This is a genomic window from Mesorhizobium sp. M1423, from assembly GCF_040317575.1.
Lineage (GTDB): Bacteria > Pseudomonadota > Alphaproteobacteria > Rhizobiales > Rhizobiaceae > Mesorhizobium.
This window is the reverse complement of sequence record NZ_JAMYKU010000036.1, coordinates 41156-60111: the sequence shown is the minus strand read 5'-3', so window position 1 is coordinate 60111 and position 18956 is coordinate 41156. Positions and strand designations below refer to the sequence as shown.

Here is an 18956-nt window from a genome sequence, read left to right as displayed (position 1 = left end):
TCAGCGACGTCTTGCCGTGGTCGACGTGACCAATCGTGCCAATGTTCACATGAGGCTTAGTGCGCTCGAATTTACCTTTTGCCATAGTCTCTTTCCTTGGACGGCCTGAGGACGGCCTGGACCTTCAGTTCAGTCGAATGCGGGGCGATTAGCGACTAAGGCCGAAAAACACAAGTGCCTTGTGGCTGAGCGCGGCTCACTCGGTTCGAACCCATGATCCGATTTAGGGGATGTGGCCGATATGGGAATGGCAAGACGGAAATGTAAGATGAGCACGACCCAAGGCCGGTGGCGCCACAAACCCTTAATGACACTCCCTTAACGACACTGGCTTAATGACACTGGAGCAGAATGGCGCCTGGGCACTTGCGGGTAAATGAGCATCATGCGGATTGCCACCATCGCGACAGGGCAGAACCTGCAACGTCTGATCTATCTGGCCATATGCGGCTTGATCTGCACTTACATCGGCGTGCTTGGCATTTCGATATTGATCGGCAGCTGGCTGTTCGACGAAAACGGGCGGCCGCTGGCGACCGACTTCATCGCATTCTGGGGGGCTGGCAAGCTTGTCCTGCAAGGCCATGCCGCCGATGCCTATAATTGGGACCTGCACAAGAGCATCTCGACCGCTGAAAGCGGTGCTACCTTCGACGGCTATTTTTCATGGCAGTATCCTCCGACTTTCCTGATCGTGACCGCCGCACTGGCGTTGCTATCCTATCCGGCTGCATTGGTTGCATGGATGGCGACCGGGATAACGCTCTACGCCGCCGCCATACGGCTGATCGGGAACACACGCGTTGCGATTCTGGCAGCCATGGCCTGGCCCCCCGTGCTTTGGAATACCGTGGTCGGCCAAAACGGCTTCATTACCGCTGCGTTGCTTGGCGCAGCCATCGCCTCGATCGAAAAACGCCCCGCGCTGGCCGGCCTCTGCTTCGGCCTGCTCACCTATAAGCCGCAATTCGGTCTGATGATCCCGCTTGCGCTCATCGCTGGAGGCTTTTGGCGAGTGATCGGTTGGGCCGCTGTTTCCACCACCGTCATGATCATGCTTTCCATCGGCCTCTTCGGCGCCGAGATTTGGTCCGATTTCTTCGATGCCGCCGCCAAGGTCAACGGCACCATTCTCGTCGATGGCAGGGCTGACTTTTCCAAACTTCAAAGCCTCTACGGTTTTGTCCGCGCGCTTGGGTGGAGTTGGACGCTCGCATGGACCGCGCAGGGCCTGCTCATCGCAGTCCTGAGCGCCGGCATTGTCTGGATATGGCGTCAAAAGGTGGCGTTCGACGTCAAGGCAGCAGCGCTCGCGACCGCGACGATTCTCGCTTCGCCCTACGCGTTCATCTATGATTTCGTGGCTCTCGCAATCCCGCTGGCGTTTCTGGGAAAATCAGGATTTTCGGCGAAAGAATGCGCTGTCGTGATCTTTGCCGGCATTCTGCTCGTCTCGGGCCCCTCGGAACACCTGGCCACCGCCTTTCTCTCGGCGCTGCTTGTATTGGGCCTGGTGGTCGGCCGCGCATGGCAGGCTTTTCCGACACTTGGCTTCGCGGGCTGGAGCGCTCAACGTGAATTGAAGCCATAATCCGTTCAATTGCCGCTGGAAATCCGTTCGCTTGCCGCTGGCCCATTGCCGCTGCTGCGCCGGTCTGATTTCGTCGGCCCATGCATTTCATCCCGACTGCCATCCGAGGCCCGCTGTTCATGGTCGTTTCGACCGGGTCCTACATCGTGAACGACACGATGATGAAGCTCGCAACCGCGGGACTGCCGCCCTATGAGGTGCTGTTCCTGCGCGGCGCTGCGGCAACATTGTGGGGCATTCCGCTGCTGTTCATGCTGGGCTATGGCAAGCAGATCCCGCTGATCCTCGACGCGAAGGTGTTGCGCAGGAACCTGCTCGAACTGGGTGCTATCCTTTGCTACGTGGTGGCGCTCGCCAACATGCAGATCGCCGATTCGACCGCGCTCGGGCAGATCACGCCGTTGCTGATGCTGGTCGGCTCCTCGATGCTGTTTGGCGAACGGATCGGCGGGGTGCGGCTGGCGCTGATCGGCCTTGGCTTTATCGGCGCGGTGATGGTGGCACAACCGACGATGCAGGGGATTTCGGTCTACGCCCTGCTGGCGCTGGGCAATGCCGCTCTGTCCGCGGCACGCGATCTGGCGGGACGCAAGGTCGCCGCCGAGGTGCCGGGGATGGTTGTTGCCATTTCCGCGGTGGTCGTGGTGCTCGCCGGCGCCGGCGTCGCGCATCTGCTTTCCGAGCAGTGGGTCGTGCCTGAAACCCATCACCTGCTGCTGATGGCGGGGGCCGGACTGTTCCTGATCTTCGGCCACTTCTTCATCTTCATGGCCTATCGCGTCGGGCCGACCAGCGTGGTGGCGCCGTTCTACTATTGCTTCACCGTCTGGGCGGTGATTTCGGGCCTGGTGGTATTCCGGCAACTCCCGAATGCGCTGGCCATCTGCGGTATCCTGCTGGTGGTGGCCAGCGGGTTGACAATCGTCTCGCTCGACGAGCGCAAGCGCCGGTTGACTGTCGTCGCCTAGAGCGGAAGTGGAGAAGCGCATGGCAAGCCCGGAAAGCAACCAGAATGCAAGCAACCGCACGCTCACCGGAAAGTGCCTGTGCGGCGCCGTTCAGTATGCGGTGGCGGACGCGTTCATCTATGCCGCGAACTGCCACTGCTCGAACTGCCGGCGCACCACCGGTTCGGCGTTCAAGCCATTCGCCGGCATCGAACGCGACAGGCTGAGCCTGACCAGGGGCGAGGACAATCTCATGATCTTCGGCGACGAAACCGGCCATAACGCGCACTGCAAGACTTGCGGCTCGTTGCTCTATTCGGTGGTCCGCGGCGGTGCCTTCGTGCATGTCGCCATGGGAACCCTGGTCGACGAGCCGACCATCCGCCCGACGCAGCACATCTTTGTCGGCTCCAAGGCGAAGTGGTTCACGATCACCGACGACCTGCCGCAATATGAAGAACACGTGGTCGCTGGAGATGCCGACGAATAGCTGACCGTTAGAAAACGCTCAACCAAATTATCGTTTCGTTTTCGCGTCCGTCGCCAAAGAAACTATACTGTGCTCCGTCACCGAACCTATGTCGCGGGGATTTCTGTGGCATTACCGCCCGAGTGGTTGCCCAATGTTGCGATGAGGCGCGTCATTTGCCATTGGACGGCGGGCTCGCATTCGGCCGGCGATACCGACAAGGATGCATATCACATACTGGTCGAGGGGAATGGCCGTCTGGTCAGGGGCCGGCCTTCGATCGCGCTCAATTCCGGCCGGGTAAAACCGGGATATGCCGCGCACACGCTCAACTGCAACGGCGGCTCGATCGGGGTTTCGCTCTGTTGCATGGCCGGGGCGGAGGAAAGGCCGTTCGATGCCGGCCGCTATCCGATGACCAGGGCGCAGTGGGACGCGATGACCGCGGTTGTCGCCGAACTCTGCAAACATTACCGCATCAAGGTCACGCCCAAAACGGTGCTCTCGCACGCCGAGGTCGAAAGCAATCTCGGCATCGAGCAACGCGGAAAATGGGATTTCACCCGGCTGCCTTTCGATCCGACGATCAGCGGCGCAAGCGGCTGCGGCGAGCGGCTGCGCCGCGACGTGACGGCGGCAATGAGCTCGATGCCAAATCTGCCGGTGAGGATTGGGCGGGATGCCGTATGGCAGCGATTGCTGGAGGAACTATGGCCGATCATGGTGAGAGGGCTGGAAGCCGGCCTCAACACGCTGATCCGCGAAATCCTCAGAAGGATCAGATAGGCGGTCGGCATTCACCCGAATGCCGACGCAACTGCCGGACGGCTTCTATAGAGCCCTCTTGCCGCTGAACTGATGATAGGCCCAGAGGACAACCACGGCACCGACCACGGCTACGATCAGGCTATAGATGTTGAGCCCGGTAACGCCCGACGCGCCAAACGCGCTGAAGATGAGCCCTCCGACGATGGCCCCGACAATCCCGAGCACGATGTCGAGCACAAGGCCTTGCCCGCTTTTATTGACGATCTTGCTGCCTATGAAGCCGGCGATGACGCCGAGAATAATCCAGCTTAATATTGACATTTTTCCTCTCCGTTCCCCGCGCTCGATTACTTCCACATTATTAAGCAAAGCTCAAGCCAACTTGAAAATCATGATTACGGAAAGCTCAAACCGGCTTGAAATTCGCCATGGATGCGTCATTGTCGGAGACGGACGGGCAATTTGACATGGAGATCCACAATGGGACTGTTTGACAATGCCGTTCCCGGCGGCAACGTCGCCAAGCCGCTGATGATCGCGCTCGGCGCACTTTTGGTGGGAAAAATGCTGAGCGGTGGAAGTTCCGCCCAGCCGGAGGCAACGCAAAGCCCTGCCCCCGTCCCGCCTGATACAACAGCATCCGCCGATGGCGGCCTGCTCGGCGGTCTGGGCGGCCTGCTCGACAAACTGAAGGACGCCGGCCACGGCAACGTCGCCAATTCGTGGGTCGGTACCGGTCAGAACCAGCCGATCAACCCCAGCGATCTGGGCAGCGCTCTCGGGCCACAAATCATTCAGGAGATCGCGCAAAGGACGGGGCTGAACCAGCAGGACCTGCTCAAGCAACTGTCCGCAGCCTTGCCAGGGCTTGTCGACCAGCTGACGCCGAACGGGCAAGTGCCGCAGCAGAACCAGCTCGCGTCCATATTCAGCAAATTCGCGAGTTAAGGCATGTCGCCCAACACCGCCTGCGGTTTGGTACAACGACATGCATAAAACAACGGATTAAGGTCGTTGCGCGTCCGTCTGGACGCGCAACCAACACTTTGAATTATCGGCAAAGCGCTTCACTTGGCAGTGCCTGCTTCAGGATCGTGCGCGAGGGACGCCGCGGCTGCGGGAAATCTGGAGCGGGTAGCGGGAATCGAACCCGCATATTCAGCTTGGAAGGCTGCTGCTCTACCACTGAGCTATACCCGCGCCTTTCAGTCAAGCATCGGATACGCTCCGACGCTCGCTCTGCGTTTCAGGGCTTCCGGGCCGGCAGTGGTGGAGAGGGTTGGATTTGAACCAACGTAGGCATAGCCAACGGATTTACAGTCCGTCCCCTTTAACCACTCGGGCACCTCTCCAGTCTGCCGCCGGAGCCATGCAACGAGGCATCGACGCGTCGCGGCCGCCAAAGCAGCCCTTCCGCGAAGCGCCTTATGGCGGCAGCGCCCAAAACTGTCAACCACAACAGCCCGGCAAAAAGCGCTGAATTTCGCACCTCGCCTGACAAGCACCTTGTGCAGCTGTATCCATCGCCGGACGACATGGCTATAGAGGCCGCCATGAGCAACGATAACAAATCGAAGACCCCGAAAGATACCCACTACGCCAAGCTGCGCCGCGCGCATCGCGACGAGAAGAGCGGCGGCGCGCCGGCGTTCAGGCCACGCCAGCCGGTGCCGCCCGGCGAGAACGCGGCGGACGGGCTGGTGCGGCTTTACGGGCTGCACACGGTGCGGGCCGCACTCGACAATCCGCGCCGCAAGATCAAGAAAATGCTGGTGACGCGCAACGCTGCCGAGCGGCTGGCAATCGCCGATCTCGGCGCTTTGCCCTTCAAGGCGGAGTTGGTCGAACCCAGGGACATCGACAAGGTCACCGGCTCGGATGCCGTGCACCAGGGCGTGCTGATCGAGGCCGAGCCGCTGAAACCGAAACGCCTCGATGCGCTCGGCGACACCAGGTTGGTGCTGGTGCTCGACCAGATCACCGATCCGCACAATGTCGGCGCGATCCTGCGCTCGGCGGTGGCCTTCGGTGCCGGCGCACTGATCACCACGGCGCGCCACAGCCCGCAGGAATCCGGCGTGCTGGCGAAGTCGGCCTCCGGCGCGCTCGAGCATATCGACCAGATCGAGGTAAAGAACCTCGCCGATGCGCTCGGCCAGCTGCACGATGCCGGATTCCAGACCATCGGTCTCGATTCGGATGGACCGGCGGAGCTTGAAAAGAGTTTTTCCGGCGACAGAATAGCGCTGGTGCTCGGCGCCGAAGGCAAGGGCCTGCGCCAGAAGACGCGCGAGACGGTGACGACGCTGGCCCGGCTCGACATGCCCGGCGCCGTCCGCTCGCTCAACGTGTCGAATGCGGCGGCGGTGGCGCTTTATGCGGCGAGGAAGTTTCTAGTTAGGGAATAGGGGAATAAGGGAGTAGGGGAAAGCATATTCACGGTATTCGCTAACTGCACGTCTCTACTCCCTTATTCTCTCCTATTCCCTACTTCCCTACTTCACATCCCGCCATCCGCTCCAGCGCTCGAACAAGCGCCGAGTGATCCTCCTTGGCCCCGCCATTAGCGGCGCAGGAATTGAACAATTGCTGCGTCGTTGAGGTGTTGGGCAGCGCCACGCCGAGGGCTTTCGCGCCTTCCAGCGCGAGATTGAGATCCTTCTGGTGGAGTTCGATGCGGAAGCCGGGTGCGAAGCTGCGCTTGATCATGCGCTCGCCGTGCACTTCGAGAATGCGCGAGGCGGCCAGCCCGCCCATCAGCGCTTGCCTGACCTTGGCCGGGTCGGCGCCGGCTTTTGAAGCAAAGACAAGCGCTTCGGCGACGGCCTCGATGGTCAGCGCGACGACGATCTGATTGGCGACCTTGGTGGTCTGGCCGACGCCGTTGGGCCCGACCAAAGTGATGTTCTTGCCCATCCTCTCGAAGATGGGCCTGGCGCGTTCGAAGGCTGTTTCCTCGCCGCCGACCATGATGGTCAGCGATGCCGCTTTGGCGCCGACCTCGCCGCCCGACACCGGCGCATCGAGATAGTCGCAGCCGAGATCGTTGACCTTTCTTGCAAAGGCCTTGGTCTCGATCGGCGAGATCGAGCTCATGTCGATGACCAGCTTGCCTCTTTTCAGGCCGGATGCGACGCCGTTTTGGCCGAACAGCACGTCGGCGACCTGCGGTGTGTCGGGAACCATGGTGATGATAATGTCGGCGGCACGGGCGACGGCGTCATGGCCGGTGATGGTCTTTAATCCCCTGGTGACCAGATCCGCCGGCGGTTTCGAGCGGTGGTCGCTGGCGACGAGGTGATAGCCAGCATTGAGCAGATGCCCCGCCATCGGCGCGCCCATAATGCCGAGTCCGATGAAGCCGATGGTTTCCATGTCTTTCTCCGTTTCTTGTTAAGGCGGCGTTCCTGCGCGCCCCCCTCTGGCCTGCCCGCCATCTCCCCCACGAGTGGGGAGATCGGCAGTTCGCGCTCCGGCCCTTAAACTTTCCCGACCTCGAAAATTGGCGAAAGCGGCGGTGACATCCAATCTCCCTCCTTGTGGGGGAGATGGCCGGCAGGCCAGAGGGGGGCGCGCAGGAACGCGACGTGCGATACGTAGCGTCTATGCCGCCGCACTCCCCTGCCCGGCCCCGTCCCGAAACCACCCGAGCCCGGCTTCCGTTCCGCCCTTCGGCTTGTACTCCGCCCCGACCCAGCCGGGGTACCCGATCCTGTCGATGTGATTGTATAAAAAAGGAAAATTGATCTCGCCCGTCCCCGGCTCATGACGGCCAGGATTGTCCGCAAGCTGGATATGCGCGATGCGGTTGAGGTTTGCCTCGATGGTCCGGGCGAGATCCCCCTCCATGATCTGCATGTGATAGATGTCGTATTGCAGGAACAGGTTCTTCGAGCCGACGCGGTCGATCAGCGCCAGCGCCTGGTCCGAGTAATTCAGGAAGAAGCCCGGGATATCGCGGATGTTGATCGGCTCGATCAGCAGCCGGATGCCGGCCTGCTCCAGCTTTTCCGCCGCGAAAGCCAGATTTTCGGCGAAGACGTCTTCCAGCACGGAGCGATCGACGCCCTGCGGCGCGATGCCGGCGAGGCAATTGACCTGCTCGCAACCCAGCGCGTGCGCGTAGGTGACGACCTTGGCAATGCCTTGCCGGAACTCCGGGATGCGGTCCGGCAGGATCGCGATGCCGCGCTCGCCCTTGGCCCAGTCACCGGCAGGCAGGTTGAACAGGACCTGCGTCAACCCGTTCTGCTTCAACCTTGCCGCAACGACATCCGGCGCATGGTCATAGGGGCCGATATACTCGACACCCCTAAAGCCCGCTCGGGCGGCGGCATCGAAGCGGTCGAGGAAGTCGTGCTCGCCAAAGAGCATCGAAAGATTGGCTGAAAACCGTGGCATGGCAGTAATTCCTCATAAAACAGCTAGTCGAGCATGACGATCGCCGTCGGCGCGTCTTCGTGATGCTCGGCAAGCTCCTCGAACTCGGTGATCTTGTCGATTTCGGTGCCCATCGAAACGTTGGTGACGCGCTCGAGGATGAATTCGAGCACAACCGGAACCTGGTGCTCGTTCATCAGGCGCTGCGCCTCCTCGAAGGCACCGGCGAATTCCTCCGGCCGGCGCACCCGGACCGCCTTGCAGCCCATCGCCTCGGCAACGGCGACGTGATCGACGCCATAGCCCGCCTCAGGCTCGTCTTTGCGGTTGACGTTCTCGAAGGCCAGGCTGACTTCGAAGTCCATCGAAAAACCGCGCTGCGCCTGGCGGATCAGGCCGAGATAGGCATTGTTCACCACGACATGGATGTAGGGCAATCTGTGCTGCGCGCCGGCTGCCAGTTCCTCGATCATGAACTGGAAATCATAGTCGCCGGAAAGTGCGACAATGGTGCGGTCCGGATCGGCGGCGCGAACGCCGAGCGCCGCCGGCAATGTCCAGCCGAGCGGGCCGGCCTGGCCGCAGTTGATCCAGTTGCGCGGCTTGTAGACATGCAGGAACTGCGCCCCGGCGATCTGCGACAGGCCGATCGTGGTGACGTAGGTGGTGTCGCGGCCGAACGCCTTGTTCATCTCCTCGTAGACGCGCTGCGGCTTCAACGGCACCTGGTCGAAATGCGTCTTGCGCTTCATCGTCTTCTTGCGCTGCCGGCATTCGCCGGCCCAGCCCGACCAGTCGCGCAATTTCCCGGCCGTCCTCCATTCGGTGGCGACGTCGAGCAGCATTTTAAGCGCCGCACCGGCGTCCGAGACGACGCCAAGGTCCGGCGCGAAGACGCGGCCGATCTGCGTCGGTTCGATATCGACGTGGATGAATTTCTTGCCCTTGGTGTAGACGTCGACCGAACCGGTGTGGCGGTTGGCCCAGCGGTTGCCGATGCCTAATACGAAATCGGCTTCGAGCATCGTCGCATTGCCGTAGCGGTGCGAGGTCTGCAGCCCGCACATGCCAGCCATCAGGCGGTGGTCGTCGGGGATCGCGCCCCAGCCCATCAGCGTCGGAATGACAGGCACGCCGGTGACTTCGGCGAATTCGATCAACAGGTCCGACGCATCGGCGTTGATGATGCCGCCACCGGCGACGATCAGCGGCTTGTCGGCCGCATTGAGCATTTTCAGGGCCTTCTCCGCCTGAGCGCGCGACATTGCCGGCTTGAACGGCACCAGCGGCTCATAAGCATCGATGTCGAACTCGATCTCAGCCAGTTGCACATCGACCGGCAGATCAACGAGAACCGGCCCCGGCCGCGACGAGCGCATCAGATGGAACGCCTTCTGCAACGCCATCGGCACCAGATAGGGTTCCATGACGGTAACAGCCCATTTGGCGACGGGCGCGGCGATGGCGGCGATGTCGACAGCCTGGAAATCCTCTTTGTTGAGGCGAGCCCGCGGCGCCTGCCCGGTGATGCAGAGGATCGGGATGGAATCGGCAGCGGCCGAATAGAGGCCGGTGATCATGTCGGTGCCGGCGGGACCCGAAGTGCCGATGCACAGACCGATATTGCCCGATCTGGCGCGGGTAAATCCTTCGGCCATATGCGAAGCCGCCTCGACGTGCCGCGCAAGGATGTGGCGGATACTGCCCCTCGCCTTCAGCGCCGAATAAAGCGGGTTGATCGCAGCACCCGGCACGCCGAAGGCACAGGAAATGCCTTCCTTTTCGAGGACGAGAACCGCTGCGTCGACTGCGCGCATCTTGGCCATGTCAGCCTCCACGGAATTGTTGATGGCCGATGATGCCAGTGCGCCGACTATTTTTCAATTTTTTCAGAATATTTTTTCATTTCTAGAGAGCGGCTCTTGTGAATTGAATTGATTAGCCTTTCTGTTTTCCATGAATTCGCTTCGCAAATCGATGAAAAACTTTTTCATTGCTTGCTTGGGCGAACAGGGGAAGAATGGATCCATGGAAACCACCGAAAAACGCCAGCGCGGCCGGCCGCGCGCCTTCAACGGACCGTCCGAGGCCGCTTCGGTGCAGTCGCTGGACCGGGCGCTTCGCATCCTGGCAATCGTGGCCGACGGCAGTGGCCTGTCGCTGAGCGAGATCGCCGCCAGCTCCAGTCTGCCGGCATCCACCGCCTACCGCATGCTGACGACGCTGGAGAACCATGGCATGGTCGAGTTCGACGGCACCGACCAGCTGTGGTCGATCGGCGTCGAGACCTATCGCATGGGCGCGGCGTTCCTGCGCCGCCGCAAGCTGGTCGATCGCGCCCGCATCGTCATGCAGGAATTGATGGAGAAGACCGGCGAGACCGCCAATCTCGGTGTCGCCGAGGACGATTGCGTCGTCTTCGTCAGCCAGGTCGAGACGCACCAGGCGATCCGCGCCTTCTTCCGGCCGGGCACGCGCAGTTCTTTCCACGCCTCGGGCATCGGCAAGGCGGTGCTGGCGCATCTCGAGCCGGAGCGCGTCGCCACTATCCTGCGCCGGGCCGGGCTGGAGCGCTTCACTGAAAACACGCTGTCCGACATCTCGGCTCTCGCCCGCGACCTGGTGACGATCAAGCTGCGCGGCTGGTCAGTAGACGACGAGGAGCGGCATCCGGGCATGCGCTGCGTTGCCGCCGCCATCTTCAACGAGTTCGGCGAGCCGATTGGCGGCGTTTCAGTCTCCGGGCCGACGGTGCGGGTCACGCCGGAACGGCTGGCCGAGATCGGCCCGTTGGTGCGCGATGCAGCTGCGGAGGTGACGAGGATGATCGGCGGCCTGCCGACCCCTCCCGGCCTTGGCAGCGAACCGAGCGCATGGCAGCGCTGACCAGCGCCGAATGGTGCGACATCTGCCAGGATGGCCAGAGCTAGGCCCCGGGCACCGCGCTCTTGGTCGATAGGTCGTAGAAATCAAGCAGCATCGCCAGCCCAACTCCGCAGGCGGTGAAGATGAGGCCGGCAATGAAGATGCGATTGGCGCGTTCATAAACGCGCCGTTGTAGACACGTTATGTCGAGCAGCAACCGCAGCGCTCGTATCTGCAGGGCAATGCCGATCAAAATCGGCACGACGGCGGCCAGGTGATAGATTTCCCATGGTATCGGGTTGGCGGCCCAATGCGTGATGAAGCCCAGCGAGAACGCCAGCAGGATGCCGACGGTGGTGATTGTGCCGTTGCGGAAAATCGTCTCGATCGGCTCTTCGTTCGGATCGTGCTCGCCCAAGCGCCCTCTCCCTGTTTCGGCTCGGCAGTAGATTGCTGTTCGGCTTGTAGATTAGGCTGCTGGGAAACCCCTGTACATCGGCAAGAGCCGAACGGCGGGATAAGGCAGTTTTCAGTGTTGGCGATTGGCGAAAGCCGTGCGGCAATCCAATCTCCCCCCTTGCGGGGGAGATGTCCGGCAGGACAGACGGGGGTGCGAAGGATCGCCGACGTCGATGTTCAGCCACTCCAACTGGGAATTGGCGTAGGCTTGACTGTCATCTATTGACAAGTAGTGCGGGGCAGCACCCCCCTCTGCCCTGCCGGGCATCTCCCCCCGCAAGGGGGGAGATTGGCAGTTTCGTCGACGGCGCCCAATTCAAAAATGATGAGCTATGCCGACATTGGCAGTCGACCATTCGAATAGGAACTCAGACATACAGAAAAAGGGGCGGTGGGATGCCCCTTCTTCCGGTTGCCTGAAACGGTCACCTCCTCTCAAAGCGGGCGGTAGTGGCTCTCAAAGGTGGCAGCGATGGCGATAACCGTCGTACCCGACATAGGTGTCCGAGTACGGGTCGTAGCTCTGGTAGCGATTGAGGCAGCGCCGGACATGCCAGGAGCCGCCGTCTTCCTCGATATAGACGGTGCGCGGCTGGGCGAGCGCGCTGCCGAGCAAGAAGCCGCCGACACCTGCAGCAATGCCGATGCCGAGGTGCTTGTGCTTGTGATGGGCGGCCGAAGGCTGAACCGTACCAACCAGCATGGCGGCGGCGACGGTGGTGGCGACGAGGCCGGAAACGATGGTGCGCTTGAACATGACGATCTCCTTGTTGTGAGAGGCGATCCAACCGCCTCTTGACCATCAGTCGTCGCGACAAGGAAAAAGGTTCGAAGATCTTTTTGGATTTTTCTCAAAGGGAGAAATCGCCCGGCCTGATGCGTCAGCCGCGCGACCACGAACGGTCGCCGGTCGACAGTTCACCGGAACAATCGGCAGGCCTCAGCCCATGCCGGTGATATGGCGAAGCCAGAAGGCGAGCGCGATGAAGCCGATGATGGTGGTGACGCCGGTCCAGTCGATATTGGCGCGCTTCAGATCCTTGACGAGCTTCACCAGGAGAACCCAGGCCACAACGACGAGCGGGAGAATGATGACAAACCTGATCATGCGACAGCCTCGCTGATGCGATTGCACCTTCGATCAATATAGGAAGCGAATTGGCCGTTTTCAGGACGCCCTGACGGCAGAACCGGCGCGGTCGCGGCAGCCGAAAACGGAGTTTTGTCTTTACTGGCGCAGCAAATATGCTAACCCGAGCGCCGTGCCCTTGTAGCTCAGCTGGTAGAGCAGCGGTTTTGTAAACCGAAGGTCGGCGGTTCGATTCCGTCCGGGGGCACCAGTGCGCTTCTTGAGACCTCCGGGGCGCTTGATATCTGCTCGTCCCCGATATCCACAGGCCGGGGCCGTCAGATCGGTAGCACATCAGCTTCAACGCATATATTCCCTAGCGGAAACCATAGTTCCCTAGCGGAAAACCTAGGAGTCTTCGTTGGAGCAGAAACGCACGACCGCCCCCTTCATCAACGGTATGTTTGGCGGCCTTGTCGTCTTCGCCTTCGCGCTTGGTTTCCGTTTCCTGATAAGTCCCGATCCCGATCCAGCATCAAGAGCAACGACAAGCCTTTCCGTACTGGCCTTTGCGATTTGTTTCGGCGCGGCCTTCCTTCGCGAGCATCGACGCCAGATTGCCGCCGCAAGAGAATATCTAAGCCGCCCAAGATCGTATTAGGGCGTAAGTGTCGGGACCGTCCTCGTCGGGTCACCAGAAACTTCCGTGAAATCGCTGGCAAAATCTATCGCCAGACAACGAGTTAGCATCTCGTATCTGGAGACGCTGAGCTCGGGCGTGTCGCCGCCGTTGCAGAGCCGTCGTTTCGGCCCGCTCTCCCGGCCTCGGCCATCTCGTACCATTCGATTAAATTGCCCCTGTGTATATTAGCACTCGCTCAATTAAGCGCGCCGACAATGTCGGTGCGGCGGGCCAAAAACCAAAGGGTGTTGTCATGCGAAGCGATTTCGCCGCGGCGCGCGAGCTTTTGGAGTGCGCACAAAACCGCCTCTGCGGCGCGGATGAAACGAGCCGACGCGTCAACGAGGCCCTCGACGCGCTGATTGAAGAAATAGCCATCGCGGAATTCCGCAAGGCGCCACTGACGGTCGTGCCGTTTCCGCGAGCGCGGCCACCTAAGCATATTCGGTAGAGCGTCGTGCCTGTGTTAACGAGGCCGGCGCTCGCGATCGCCTGTAACCGTTGAAGCACCAGGCCTTCAACGTATAGTTGGCGGCACTGATGCTATGAAACCACGAGCTGATCCATGTCACGCTGTGGAGATGTCTACGAGAACAAGGTGACCGGCGAATATGCCGTCATCCTGCGTGGCACAGAAGACCGCGGCCAGGGACCTGGCATCGCCCATCTGACCGCTCGGCCGGGGGCCGCAGTGGTGGGCGAGCACTTCCACCCGAACCTGACGGAACGGTTTACCGTCCTCGGCGGCCGGCTCGACGCTTGCATCGCCGGAAAGACTTTGTCTCTGGGGCCTGGCCAATCCGCCGCGATCGAAGCAGGCGTCGCACATGATTGGTGGAACAGCAGCAAAACCGAAGAAGCGCATGTCCTGGTCGAAGTCGACCGGGCGCCAGGTGCGGACGATATCGACCCGAACCGTTTCGAGCTGCTGATTGGCATGCTCTTCGGCCTGGCCAATGCCGGCAAGGTGGACAAAAAAGGCAGGCCTTCGCCGCTTCAGGCGGCGGTCATCGCCAGGGAATTTGCCGACGTTATCGTCTTCACGCACCCGCCACCTGCGATTCAGCGAGTGGCGCTGGGGATCCTGGCGCCACTCGGCCATCTGCTCGGCTATCGCGCGATCGACCCCGGCTATTGCAAGCCGCACGGGCACGTCACGCCGGCGCCCGAAGCCCTCGCTCGGGCAGGTCTTTCGGCTGGGTGACTGCAGTCAAACCCCAATCGCCGCCACCAATATCCTATTCTGCCGCCGTATCGCAGTGCGCAGTTCGGCCATCCTCGCCTCCTCGCGCTTCACGAACTCGATGAACATCATGTTCATGTTGTTGAAGATGAGTTCGCCCAGCGCCGTCCCGTCGATGTCGCGGCGCACCAGGCCGAGCACCTGTAGCCTGGCGATCAGCGCACGGATCTGCTCGGTCAGTGCGCGGTCTAGCGCGGTATAGGCCTGGCCGAACGGGCTGTCCGGCAGCTGTGTCGAGATCGCCATCGCCTGCCGCCACATCTCCTTGCTGAGGTAATGCAGCGAGTGCTCGATATAGATGCCGAGCAGCGTGTCCAGCGCGTCGCCGATATTTGCCGGCGGGTTGGCGACGACACCGCGCCCGGCATTGAGCACCTCGTTGACCTCCATCGAAACGATGGCGCCAAGGATGTCGCCCTTGTTCTGATAATAATTGTAGATCGTGCCGACCGAGACTTCAGCCTGCGCGGCAATCGTCTCGATCTTGGCGCCTTCATAACCGGCATCGCGGAAAAGCGCCGCCGCCGCCTCGATGATGCGGCGGTGCCGATCCGCCTTCTGCCTTGCCCGCAATCCGCTCATAGCGGCTGTTTGCCACAAAAACAGAATTGACTCAATTTTAGAATTGGTTCAATTTTTTGCTACAAGCCAAAAAGGCAAGGGAGAACACTCGATGTCCGTCAATCCAAAGACCGCCAATCCAACCGTCAGGAATCCGCTTTCCGTTCTGAAGAGCCATCTCCAGGGCGCGTGTGCCGCGGCAGCACTGCTGCTGGCGGCGGGCAGCCTCGCTCAGGCGCAGCACCTCAACGCGCTGATCTGGTGCGATCACGCCGATCCGGCGCTGTTGCAGCCGTTCGAGGAGGCGAACGGCGTCAAGGTCAATGTCAAGGAGTTCGAAGGCACAGGCGCCGGCCTGGCGATCGTCGAACAGTCCCAGCCCGGCGACTGGGACGTGATGGTGATCGACAGCATCGACGTACCGCGGGGCGTCGAACAAGGCCTGTTCGAACCGCTACCGGAAGACAAGCTGCCGCTGGCCGACCTGTTCCCGCAGGTGAAGATGGACAGTTCCACCGTGGTCGACGGCAAGCGCTACGGCATCACCGAAAAGTTCGGCTACAACACGATCGGCTACAACAAGACCAAGGTCGACCCGGCCGACATGCAGTCGCTTGCCGCGCTGACCGGCGACAAATACAAGGGCAAGATCGCCATCTACGATTATTACCTGCCGGTCATCGGCATGGCCGCACTGGCGATCGGCAAGAAGACGGCGGAACTGACCGAAGCCGACCTTCCCGCCATCAAGGCCGAACTTTTGAAGATGAAGGCCAACGCTAAGCTCGTCGGCGAAGTGACCGCCAGCCAGACGGCGCTGGCGACCGGCGAGGTCGACATTCTGGTCGGCGGCGGCGAATGGGTGACAGCGGGGCTAGCCAAGGAAAACCCTGCGCTGGACTTCTCTATCCCGAAAGAAGGCGCCGTTCTGTGGTCGCAGTCGCTGGCAATGTTCAAGGATTCCAAGAACAAGGAGCTGGCGCTTAAATTCATCCAGTACATTATGAGCCCCGAAGGCCAGGCGCGGCTCGCCACCTCGTCCTGCTATTGGGGCATGCCGGCCAACAGCAAGGCGGCGTTGAGCGACGAGCAGAAGAAGATCCTGCGCTTCGACGAGCAGCCGGAATTCCTCGCCCGCGCGCAGTCCTATCCGGCGCCCAACGCCGATCTCGACAAGAAGATGCAGGACGTCTGGACCGAAATGCTGCAGGCGCAATGACCGGCTGCCGGTCGTGAACGCCGCCAACAGCGGGCGTGCCCTGCCCTGGGCGCTGGTCACGCCGGCGCTCGGCTGGACGCTGCTGTTCTTCGTGCTGCCCTTCGTCGCCATGGCGGTATCCAGCCTGACGGCGCATGAAGGCGGCGGCTTCACGCTATCCAACTACAGCCAGTTTTTTGCCAATCCGTCCTACTGGCAGGCGATGGTGAATTCGCTGCAGGTCACGGCCATCGTCACCGTGATCTCGGTGCTGCTTGCCTATCCCTTCGCCTGGATCCTGGCCGAGCAGGTGCCGGAGCGCTGGCAGCGGCTGGCGCTGATGCTGGCGGTGCTGCCGTTCTGGACCTCCTATGTCGTGCGCTCCTATTCGTGGCTGCTGGTGCTGGCGCAGAACGGCGTCGTCAACCGCGCGCTGACCGGCTCCGGCCTGTTCAGCGAACCGCTGCAGCTTGCCAATACGCGTTTCGCCACCGTCACCGGCTTCGTGCATTTCTTCGTCATGCTGTTGACGCTGACGATCTTTGCCAATCTGAAGCAGCTCAGCCCGAGCTACCGCAAGGCCGCCGCCGACCTCGGCGCCGGGCCGATCCGGACATTCCTGCATGTCGTTCTGCCGCTGACGCTGCCTGGCATCATGGTCGGCGCCTTCCTCACCTTTGTGCTGTGCATCGGCGACTACATCACGCCGCAGATCCTCGGCGGCAACAACGAGCTTTTGATGCCGCAGCTCGTCATGATGCAGATCGGCCGGCGCGGCGACTTTCCGCTCGCCTCGGCGCTGTCGATCATCCTGATGGCGGTCGTCACCGTTGCCTATCTCGCCTGCGCCCGCTGGCTGAAGATCGAGCGGGCTTGACCATGCGCGCTCTCATCCGCCTCGTCTCCGGCCTTTACGCCATCGCCATCTACGGCTTCATCTTCCTGCCGGTGGTTGTGCTGATACTGTTTTCGCTGCAGGCGACGTCGTTTCCGATCCCGCCCTTCACGGGGCCGTCGCTGCGCTGGTACGAGGCCGTGCTCGCCGATACGCGGCTCACCTCGGCGCTGGTCAACTCGCTGCTGGTTGCCGTCCTCTCTTCGGCTGTCGCCGTCACGCTCGGCTTTCTCTCGGCCTGGGGTTTTGCACGCTTCGCCTTGCCGGGCTCGGGCCTGATGCGTGGACTGATCACGCTGCCACTGACCGTCAGCTATCTCATCATCGGCATGGGGCTGCTGGTGCTGTTCAACTGGGCCGGCGTGCCGAAGTCGCTTCTTGCCGCCGGCATCGGCCATGTCGTGATCAACCTGCCGCTGTGCTTTGCCATGGTCTACAGTCAGATGGGCGACCACCAGATCAATATCGAGCGCGCCGCGCGCGACCTCGGCGCGCCCGAATGGAAGGTGCTGCTGCTGATCACCGTGCCTGTGATGGCGCCGGCGATCTTCGCCGGTTTCTTCCTGTCGATGACCTTCTCCTGGGACGAATTCGTCATCTCGTTCCTGTTGACGCGCTTCGACACGACGCTGCCTGTCGAGATCTGGAACCTGCTGCGCTCCGGTCTCAATCCCAAGACCAACGCCGTCGGCTCGCTGGTCTTCGCCGTCTCCATCGTGTTGGTGGTATTGTTCGAGCTGATGCTGTTGCGGAGGAAGCCGGCATGACGGCGCCACTGGTCGATATAAGCTCTGTCTCGCATCGCTTCGGCCAGCACATTGTGCTGAAGAACGTCTCGCTGACGATCGAGCCGGGCAGCTACACGATCCTGCTTGGGCCGTCCGGCTCCGGCAAGACGACGCTTTTGTCCATTCTCGGCGGCTTCGTCATGCCGAGCGAAGGCAAGGTGCTGATCCGCGGCGAGGACTGCACCGCAGTACCACCGGCGAAGCGGCCGACGACGACCGTGTTCCAGGACTATGCGCTGTTCCCACATATGAGCGTCGGCAGCAATGTCGGCTTCGGGCTGCGCATGCAGGGTGTCAATGGCGCAACCCGGGCAGCAAGGGCGCGCGAGGCGCTGGCGCTGGTTGGCCTCGCCACCGCCTTCGACAAGAAGCCGCACCAGCTTTCCGGCGGGCAGCGGCAGCGCGTGGCACTGGCGCGCGCCCTGGTGGTCGAGCCGGCGGTGCTCCTGCTCGACGAGCCGCTCGGTGCGCTCGACCTCAAATTGCGCCGGCAGATGCAGGACGAGTTGAAGGCGATCCAGAAGCGTGTCGGCACCGCCTTCATCCACGTCACCCACGACCAGGAAGAGGCGATGGCGCTGGCCGACCATTGCGTGGTGATGAATGACGGGCGCATCGAGGATGAAGGACCGCCCGAGCGCGTCTATGCACGGCCGGCGACGCGCTTTTCCGCGACCTTCATGGGCGAAAGCACGCTGTTATCGGGAACGGTGACGGAGGCGAAGAGCGGCAAAATCACCGTCACCACGAAGCTTGGGTCGCTCTCCCTGGCCGGCACATTGCCGGCCGGCTCGACGGTTGCGCTGGCTATCCGGCCGGAGCATCTTGTCCTCGGTGCGATCGGCGGCGCTGTAGCGCTTGGCATGATCAAGGTCAGCGACGTCGTCTTCCAGGGTAGCTTCAAGCGTGTGCTGGGGACCTCCACGACCGACCCGGCGCTGCACTTCATCGCCAAGGTTCCCGCCGCATCGGCCGTCCAGCCCGGCGACGTGGTCGCCGTATCGTGCGATGCTGGCGACATCATCCTGCTTGCGGACTGAA

At 61.7% G+C, this 18956-nt stretch carries 22 protein-coding genes, 3 tRNA genes and 1 pseudogene; 15 read left to right on the top strand and 11 right to left on the bottom strand.

The annotated features are described in order from the left end of the window. Positions 1 to 85 (bottom strand): annotated as a pseudogene (locus tag NKG95_RS30525) (GTP-binding protein); the annotation flags it as partial. A 300-nt stretch (positions 86 to 385) separates the two neighbouring features. On the opposite strand from NKG95_RS30525, the gene NKG95_RS30520 reads away from it, so the two are divergent. The 4 genes from NKG95_RS30520 to NKG95_RS30505 all read left to right on the top strand — a co-directional run bounded on the left by NKG95_RS30520 (position 386) and on the right by NKG95_RS30505 (position 3793). Continuing rightward, positions 386 to 1591, top strand: coding sequence for a glycosyltransferase family 87 protein (locus tag NKG95_RS30520; RefSeq protein ID WP_353043316.1), 1206 nt, complete (start codon positions 386 to 388; stop codon positions 1589 to 1591). An 80-nt stretch (positions 1592 to 1671) separates the two neighbouring features. Further along, the gene (locus tag NKG95_RS30515; RefSeq protein ID WP_352643576.1) at positions 1672 to 2559 is read left to right on the top strand and encodes a DMT family transporter; all 888 of its coding nucleotides are present in this window, start codon (positions 1672 to 1674) and stop codon (positions 2557 to 2559) included. Positions 2560 to 2578: 19 nt separating this feature from the next. Further along, entirely contained in the window at positions 2579 to 3028 is a 450-nt protein-coding gene (locus tag NKG95_RS30510; RefSeq protein WP_023717515.1) for a GFA family protein, read from the top strand. Positions 3029 to 3169: 141 nt separating this feature from the next. Next, positions 3170 to 3793 (top strand): peptidoglycan recognition protein family protein, encoded by a 624-nt coding sequence (locus tag NKG95_RS30505; protein ID WP_353043315.1) that lies wholly within the window; start codon positions 3170 to 3172, stop codon positions 3791 to 3793. 45 nt (positions 3794 to 3838) lie between these two features. Here the strand turns inward: NKG95_RS30505 and NKG95_RS30500 are convergent, their stop codons facing one another. Next, positions 3839 to 4096 (bottom strand): GlsB/YeaQ/YmgE family stress response membrane protein, encoded by a 258-nt coding sequence (locus tag NKG95_RS30500; RefSeq protein WP_023717513.1) that lies wholly within the window; start codon positions 4094 to 4096, stop codon positions 3839 to 3841. Positions 4097 to 4255: 159 nt separating this feature from the next. Between NKG95_RS30500 and NKG95_RS30495 the strand changes: the two genes are divergently transcribed. Continuing rightward, positions 4256 to 4723 carry a YidB family protein gene (locus NKG95_RS30495; RefSeq protein ID WP_023717512.1) on the top strand — a complete coding sequence of 156 codons (468 nt, stop codon included), beginning with the start codon at positions 4256 to 4258 and terminating at the stop codon, positions 4721 to 4723. 178 nt (positions 4724 to 4901) lie between these two features. Here the strand turns inward: NKG95_RS30495 and NKG95_RS30490 are convergent. Both NKG95_RS30490 and NKG95_RS30485 read right to left on the bottom strand, forming a co-directional pair. Continuing rightward, a tRNA-Gly gene (locus NKG95_RS30490) sits at positions 4902 to 4975 on the bottom strand. A gap of 67 nt (positions 4976 to 5042) precedes the next feature. Continuing rightward, positions 5043 to 5127, bottom strand: a tRNA-Tyr gene (locus NKG95_RS30485). 201 nt (positions 5128 to 5328) lie between these two features. Between NKG95_RS30485 and NKG95_RS30480 the strand changes: the two genes are divergently transcribed. After that, entirely contained in the window at positions 5329 to 6183 is an 855-nt protein-coding gene (locus NKG95_RS30480) for a TrmH family RNA methyltransferase (protein WP_353043314.1), read from the top strand. A 79-nt stretch (positions 6184 to 6262) separates the two neighbouring features. Here the strand turns inward: NKG95_RS30480 and NKG95_RS30475 are convergent, their stop codons facing one another. The 3 genes from NKG95_RS30475 to gcl form a co-directional block, all read right to left on the bottom strand. Beyond that, positions 6263 to 7150, bottom strand: a complete 888-nt coding sequence (locus NKG95_RS30475) for a 2-hydroxy-3-oxopropionate reductase (protein WP_353043313.1) — start codon at positions 7148 to 7150, stop codon at positions 6263 to 6265. 228 nt (positions 7151 to 7378) lie between these two features. Continuing rightward, positions 7379 to 8176 carry a hydroxypyruvate isomerase gene (gene hyi / locus NKG95_RS30470; protein WP_353043312.1) on the bottom strand — a complete coding sequence of 266 codons (798 nt, stop codon included), beginning with the start codon at positions 8174 to 8176 and terminating at the stop codon, positions 7379 to 7381. Positions 8177 to 8199: 23 nt separating this feature from the next. Then, a complete protein-coding gene (gene gcl / locus NKG95_RS30465; protein ID WP_353043311.1) occupies positions 8200 to 9981 on the bottom strand; it encodes a glyoxylate carboligase in 1782 nt (593 codons plus the stop codon). 202 nt (positions 9982 to 10183) lie between these two features. On the opposite strand from gcl, the gene bhcR reads away from it, so the two are divergent. After that, a complete protein-coding gene (bhcR, locus tag NKG95_RS30460; protein WP_352484570.1) occupies positions 10184 to 11041 on the top strand; it encodes an HTH-type transcriptional regulator BhcR in 858 nt (285 codons plus the stop codon). A gap of 40 nt (positions 11042 to 11081) precedes the next feature. Here the strand turns inward: bhcR and NKG95_RS30455 are convergent, their stop codons facing one another. The 3 genes from NKG95_RS30455 to NKG95_RS30445 all read right to left on the bottom strand — a co-directional run bounded on the left by NKG95_RS30455 (position 11082) and on the right by NKG95_RS30445 (position 12587). After that, positions 11082 to 11438 carry a hypothetical protein gene (locus NKG95_RS30455; RefSeq protein ID WP_023717507.1) on the bottom strand — a complete coding sequence of 119 codons (357 nt, stop codon included), beginning with the start codon at positions 11436 to 11438 and terminating at the stop codon, positions 11082 to 11084. A gap of 498 nt (positions 11439 to 11936) precedes the next feature. Then, positions 11937 to 12236, bottom strand: a complete 300-nt coding sequence (locus tag NKG95_RS30450) for a BA14K family protein (protein WP_352859712.1) — start codon at positions 12234 to 12236, stop codon at positions 11937 to 11939. 183 nt (positions 12237 to 12419) lie between these two features. Next, positions 12420 to 12587 (bottom strand): hypothetical protein, encoded by a 168-nt coding sequence (locus NKG95_RS30445; protein WP_292661863.1) that lies wholly within the window; start codon positions 12585 to 12587, stop codon positions 12420 to 12422. 156 nt (positions 12588 to 12743) lie between these two features. Here NKG95_RS30445 and NKG95_RS30440 point away from each other — a divergent pair. The 4 genes from NKG95_RS30440 to NKG95_RS30425 all read left to right on the top strand — a co-directional run bounded on the left by NKG95_RS30440 (position 12744) and on the right by NKG95_RS30425 (position 14434). Next, a tRNA-Thr gene (locus NKG95_RS30440) sits at positions 12744 to 12819 on the top strand. Positions 12820 to 12969: 150 nt separating this feature from the next. Continuing rightward, a complete protein-coding gene (locus tag NKG95_RS30435) occupies positions 12970 to 13209 on the top strand; it encodes a hypothetical protein (protein ID WP_352859709.1) in 240 nt (79 codons plus the stop codon). Between the two features lie 274 nt (positions 13210 to 13483). Further along, positions 13484 to 13681 (top strand): hypothetical protein, encoded by a 198-nt coding sequence (locus tag NKG95_RS30430; RefSeq protein WP_352496180.1) that lies wholly within the window; start codon positions 13484 to 13486, stop codon positions 13679 to 13681. A 114-nt stretch (positions 13682 to 13795) separates the two neighbouring features. Beyond that, on the top strand, positions 13796 to 14434 hold the full coding sequence (locus NKG95_RS30425; protein WP_353043310.1) for a cupin domain-containing protein: 639 nt from the start codon (positions 13796 to 13798) through the stop codon (positions 14432 to 14434). A gap of 6 nt (positions 14435 to 14440) precedes the next feature. Here NKG95_RS30425 and NKG95_RS30420 read toward each other — a convergent pair whose 3' ends face one another. Then, positions 14441 to 15055, bottom strand: coding sequence for a TetR/AcrR family transcriptional regulator (locus tag NKG95_RS30420; RefSeq protein WP_353043309.1), 615 nt, complete (start codon positions 15053 to 15055; stop codon positions 14441 to 14443). 91 nt (positions 15056 to 15146) lie between these two features. On the opposite strand from NKG95_RS30420, the gene NKG95_RS30415 reads away from it, so the two are divergent. From NKG95_RS30415 to NKG95_RS30400, 4 genes are read left to right on the top strand one after another with little or no spacing between them, the layout of a single operon-like run. Further along, positions 15147 to 16253: a polyamine ABC transporter substrate-binding protein gene (locus tag NKG95_RS30415; RefSeq protein ID WP_353043308.1), complete on the top strand. Its 1107-nt coding sequence runs from the start codon at positions 15147 to 15149 to the stop codon at positions 16251 to 16253. A 13-nt stretch (positions 16254 to 16266) separates the two neighbouring features. Then, positions 16267 to 17109 carry an ABC transporter permease gene (locus NKG95_RS30410; RefSeq protein WP_502913997.1) on the top strand — a complete coding sequence of 281 codons (843 nt, stop codon included), beginning with the start codon at positions 16267 to 16269 and terminating at the stop codon, positions 17107 to 17109. A 2-nt stretch (positions 17110 to 17111) separates the two neighbouring features. Beyond that, entirely contained in the window at positions 17112 to 17894 is a 783-nt protein-coding gene (locus NKG95_RS30405) for an ABC transporter permease (protein WP_353043307.1), read from the top strand. Next, complete coding sequence (locus NKG95_RS30400) at positions 17891 to 18955, top strand: ABC transporter ATP-binding protein (RefSeq protein ID WP_353043306.1); 1065 nt, start codon at positions 17891 to 17893, stop codon at positions 18953 to 18955. The genes NKG95_RS30405 and NKG95_RS30400 overlap by 4 nt, the downstream gene beginning before the upstream one ends. The last annotated feature ends 1 nt before the right edge of the window (position 18956 follow it).

Bases quoted from the DNA above. Each gene is read 5' to 3' on its own strand.
- NKG95_RS30520 (WP_353043316.1), top strand. From the start codon at position 386: ATGCGGATTGCCACCATCGCGACAGGGCAGAACCTGCAACGTCTGATC.
- NKG95_RS30515 (WP_352643576.1), top strand. From the start codon at position 1,672: ATGCATTTCATCCCGACTGCCATCCGAGGCCCGCTGTTCATGGTCGTT.
- NKG95_RS30510 (WP_023717515.1), top strand. From the start codon at position 2,579: ATGGCAAGCCCGGAAAGCAACCAGAATGCAAGCAACCGCACGCTCACC.
- NKG95_RS30505 (WP_353043315.1), top strand. From the start codon at position 3,170: ATGAGGCGCGTCATTTGCCATTGGACGGCGGGCTCGCATTCGGCCGGC.
- NKG95_RS30500 (WP_023717513.1), bottom strand. From the start codon at position 4,096: ATGTCAATATTAAGCTGGATTATTCTCGGCGTCATCGCCGGCTTCATA.
- NKG95_RS30495 (WP_023717512.1), top strand. From the start codon at position 4,256: ATGGGACTGTTTGACAATGCCGTTCCCGGCGGCAACGTCGCCAAGCCG.
- NKG95_RS30480 (WP_353043314.1), top strand. From the start codon at position 5,329: ATGAGCAACGATAACAAATCGAAGACCCCGAAAGATACCCACTACGCC.
- NKG95_RS30475 (WP_353043313.1), bottom strand. From the start codon at position 7,150: ATGGAAACCATCGGCTTCATCGGACTCGGCATTATGGGCGCGCCGATG.
- hyi (WP_353043312.1), bottom strand. From the start codon at position 8,176: ATGCCACGGTTTTCAGCCAATCTTTCGATGCTCTTTGGCGAGCACGAC.
- gcl (WP_353043311.1), bottom strand. From the start codon at position 9,981: ATGGCCAAGATGCGCGCAGTCGACGCAGCGGTTCTCGTCCTCGAAAAG.
- bhcR (WP_352484570.1), top strand. From the start codon at position 10,184: ATGGAAACCACCGAAAAACGCCAGCGCGGCCGGCCGCGCGCCTTCAAC.
- NKG95_RS30450 (WP_352859712.1), bottom strand. From the start codon at position 12,236: ATGTTCAAGCGCACCATCGTTTCCGGCCTCGTCGCCACCACCGTCGCC.
- NKG95_RS30445 (WP_292661863.1), bottom strand. From the start codon at position 12,587: ATGATCAGGTTTGTCATCATTCTCCCGCTCGTCGTTGTGGCCTGGGTT.
- NKG95_RS30430 (WP_352496180.1), top strand. From the start codon at position 13,484: ATGCGAAGCGATTTCGCCGCGGCGCGCGAGCTTTTGGAGTGCGCACAA.
- NKG95_RS30425 (WP_353043310.1), top strand. From the start codon at position 13,796: ATGTCACGCTGTGGAGATGTCTACGAGAACAAGGTGACCGGCGAATAT.
- NKG95_RS30420 (WP_353043309.1), bottom strand. From the start codon at position 15,055: ATGAGCGGATTGCGGGCAAGGCAGAAGGCGGATCGGCACCGCCGCATC.
- NKG95_RS30415 (WP_353043308.1), top strand. From the start codon at position 15,147: ATGTCCGTCAATCCAAAGACCGCCAATCCAACCGTCAGGAATCCGCTT.
- NKG95_RS30405 (WP_353043307.1), top strand. From the start codon at position 17,112: ATGCGCGCTCTCATCCGCCTCGTCTCCGGCCTTTACGCCATCGCCATC.
- NKG95_RS30400 (WP_353043306.1), top strand. From the start codon at position 17,891: ATGACGGCGCCACTGGTCGATATAAGCTCTGTCTCGCATCGCTTCGGC.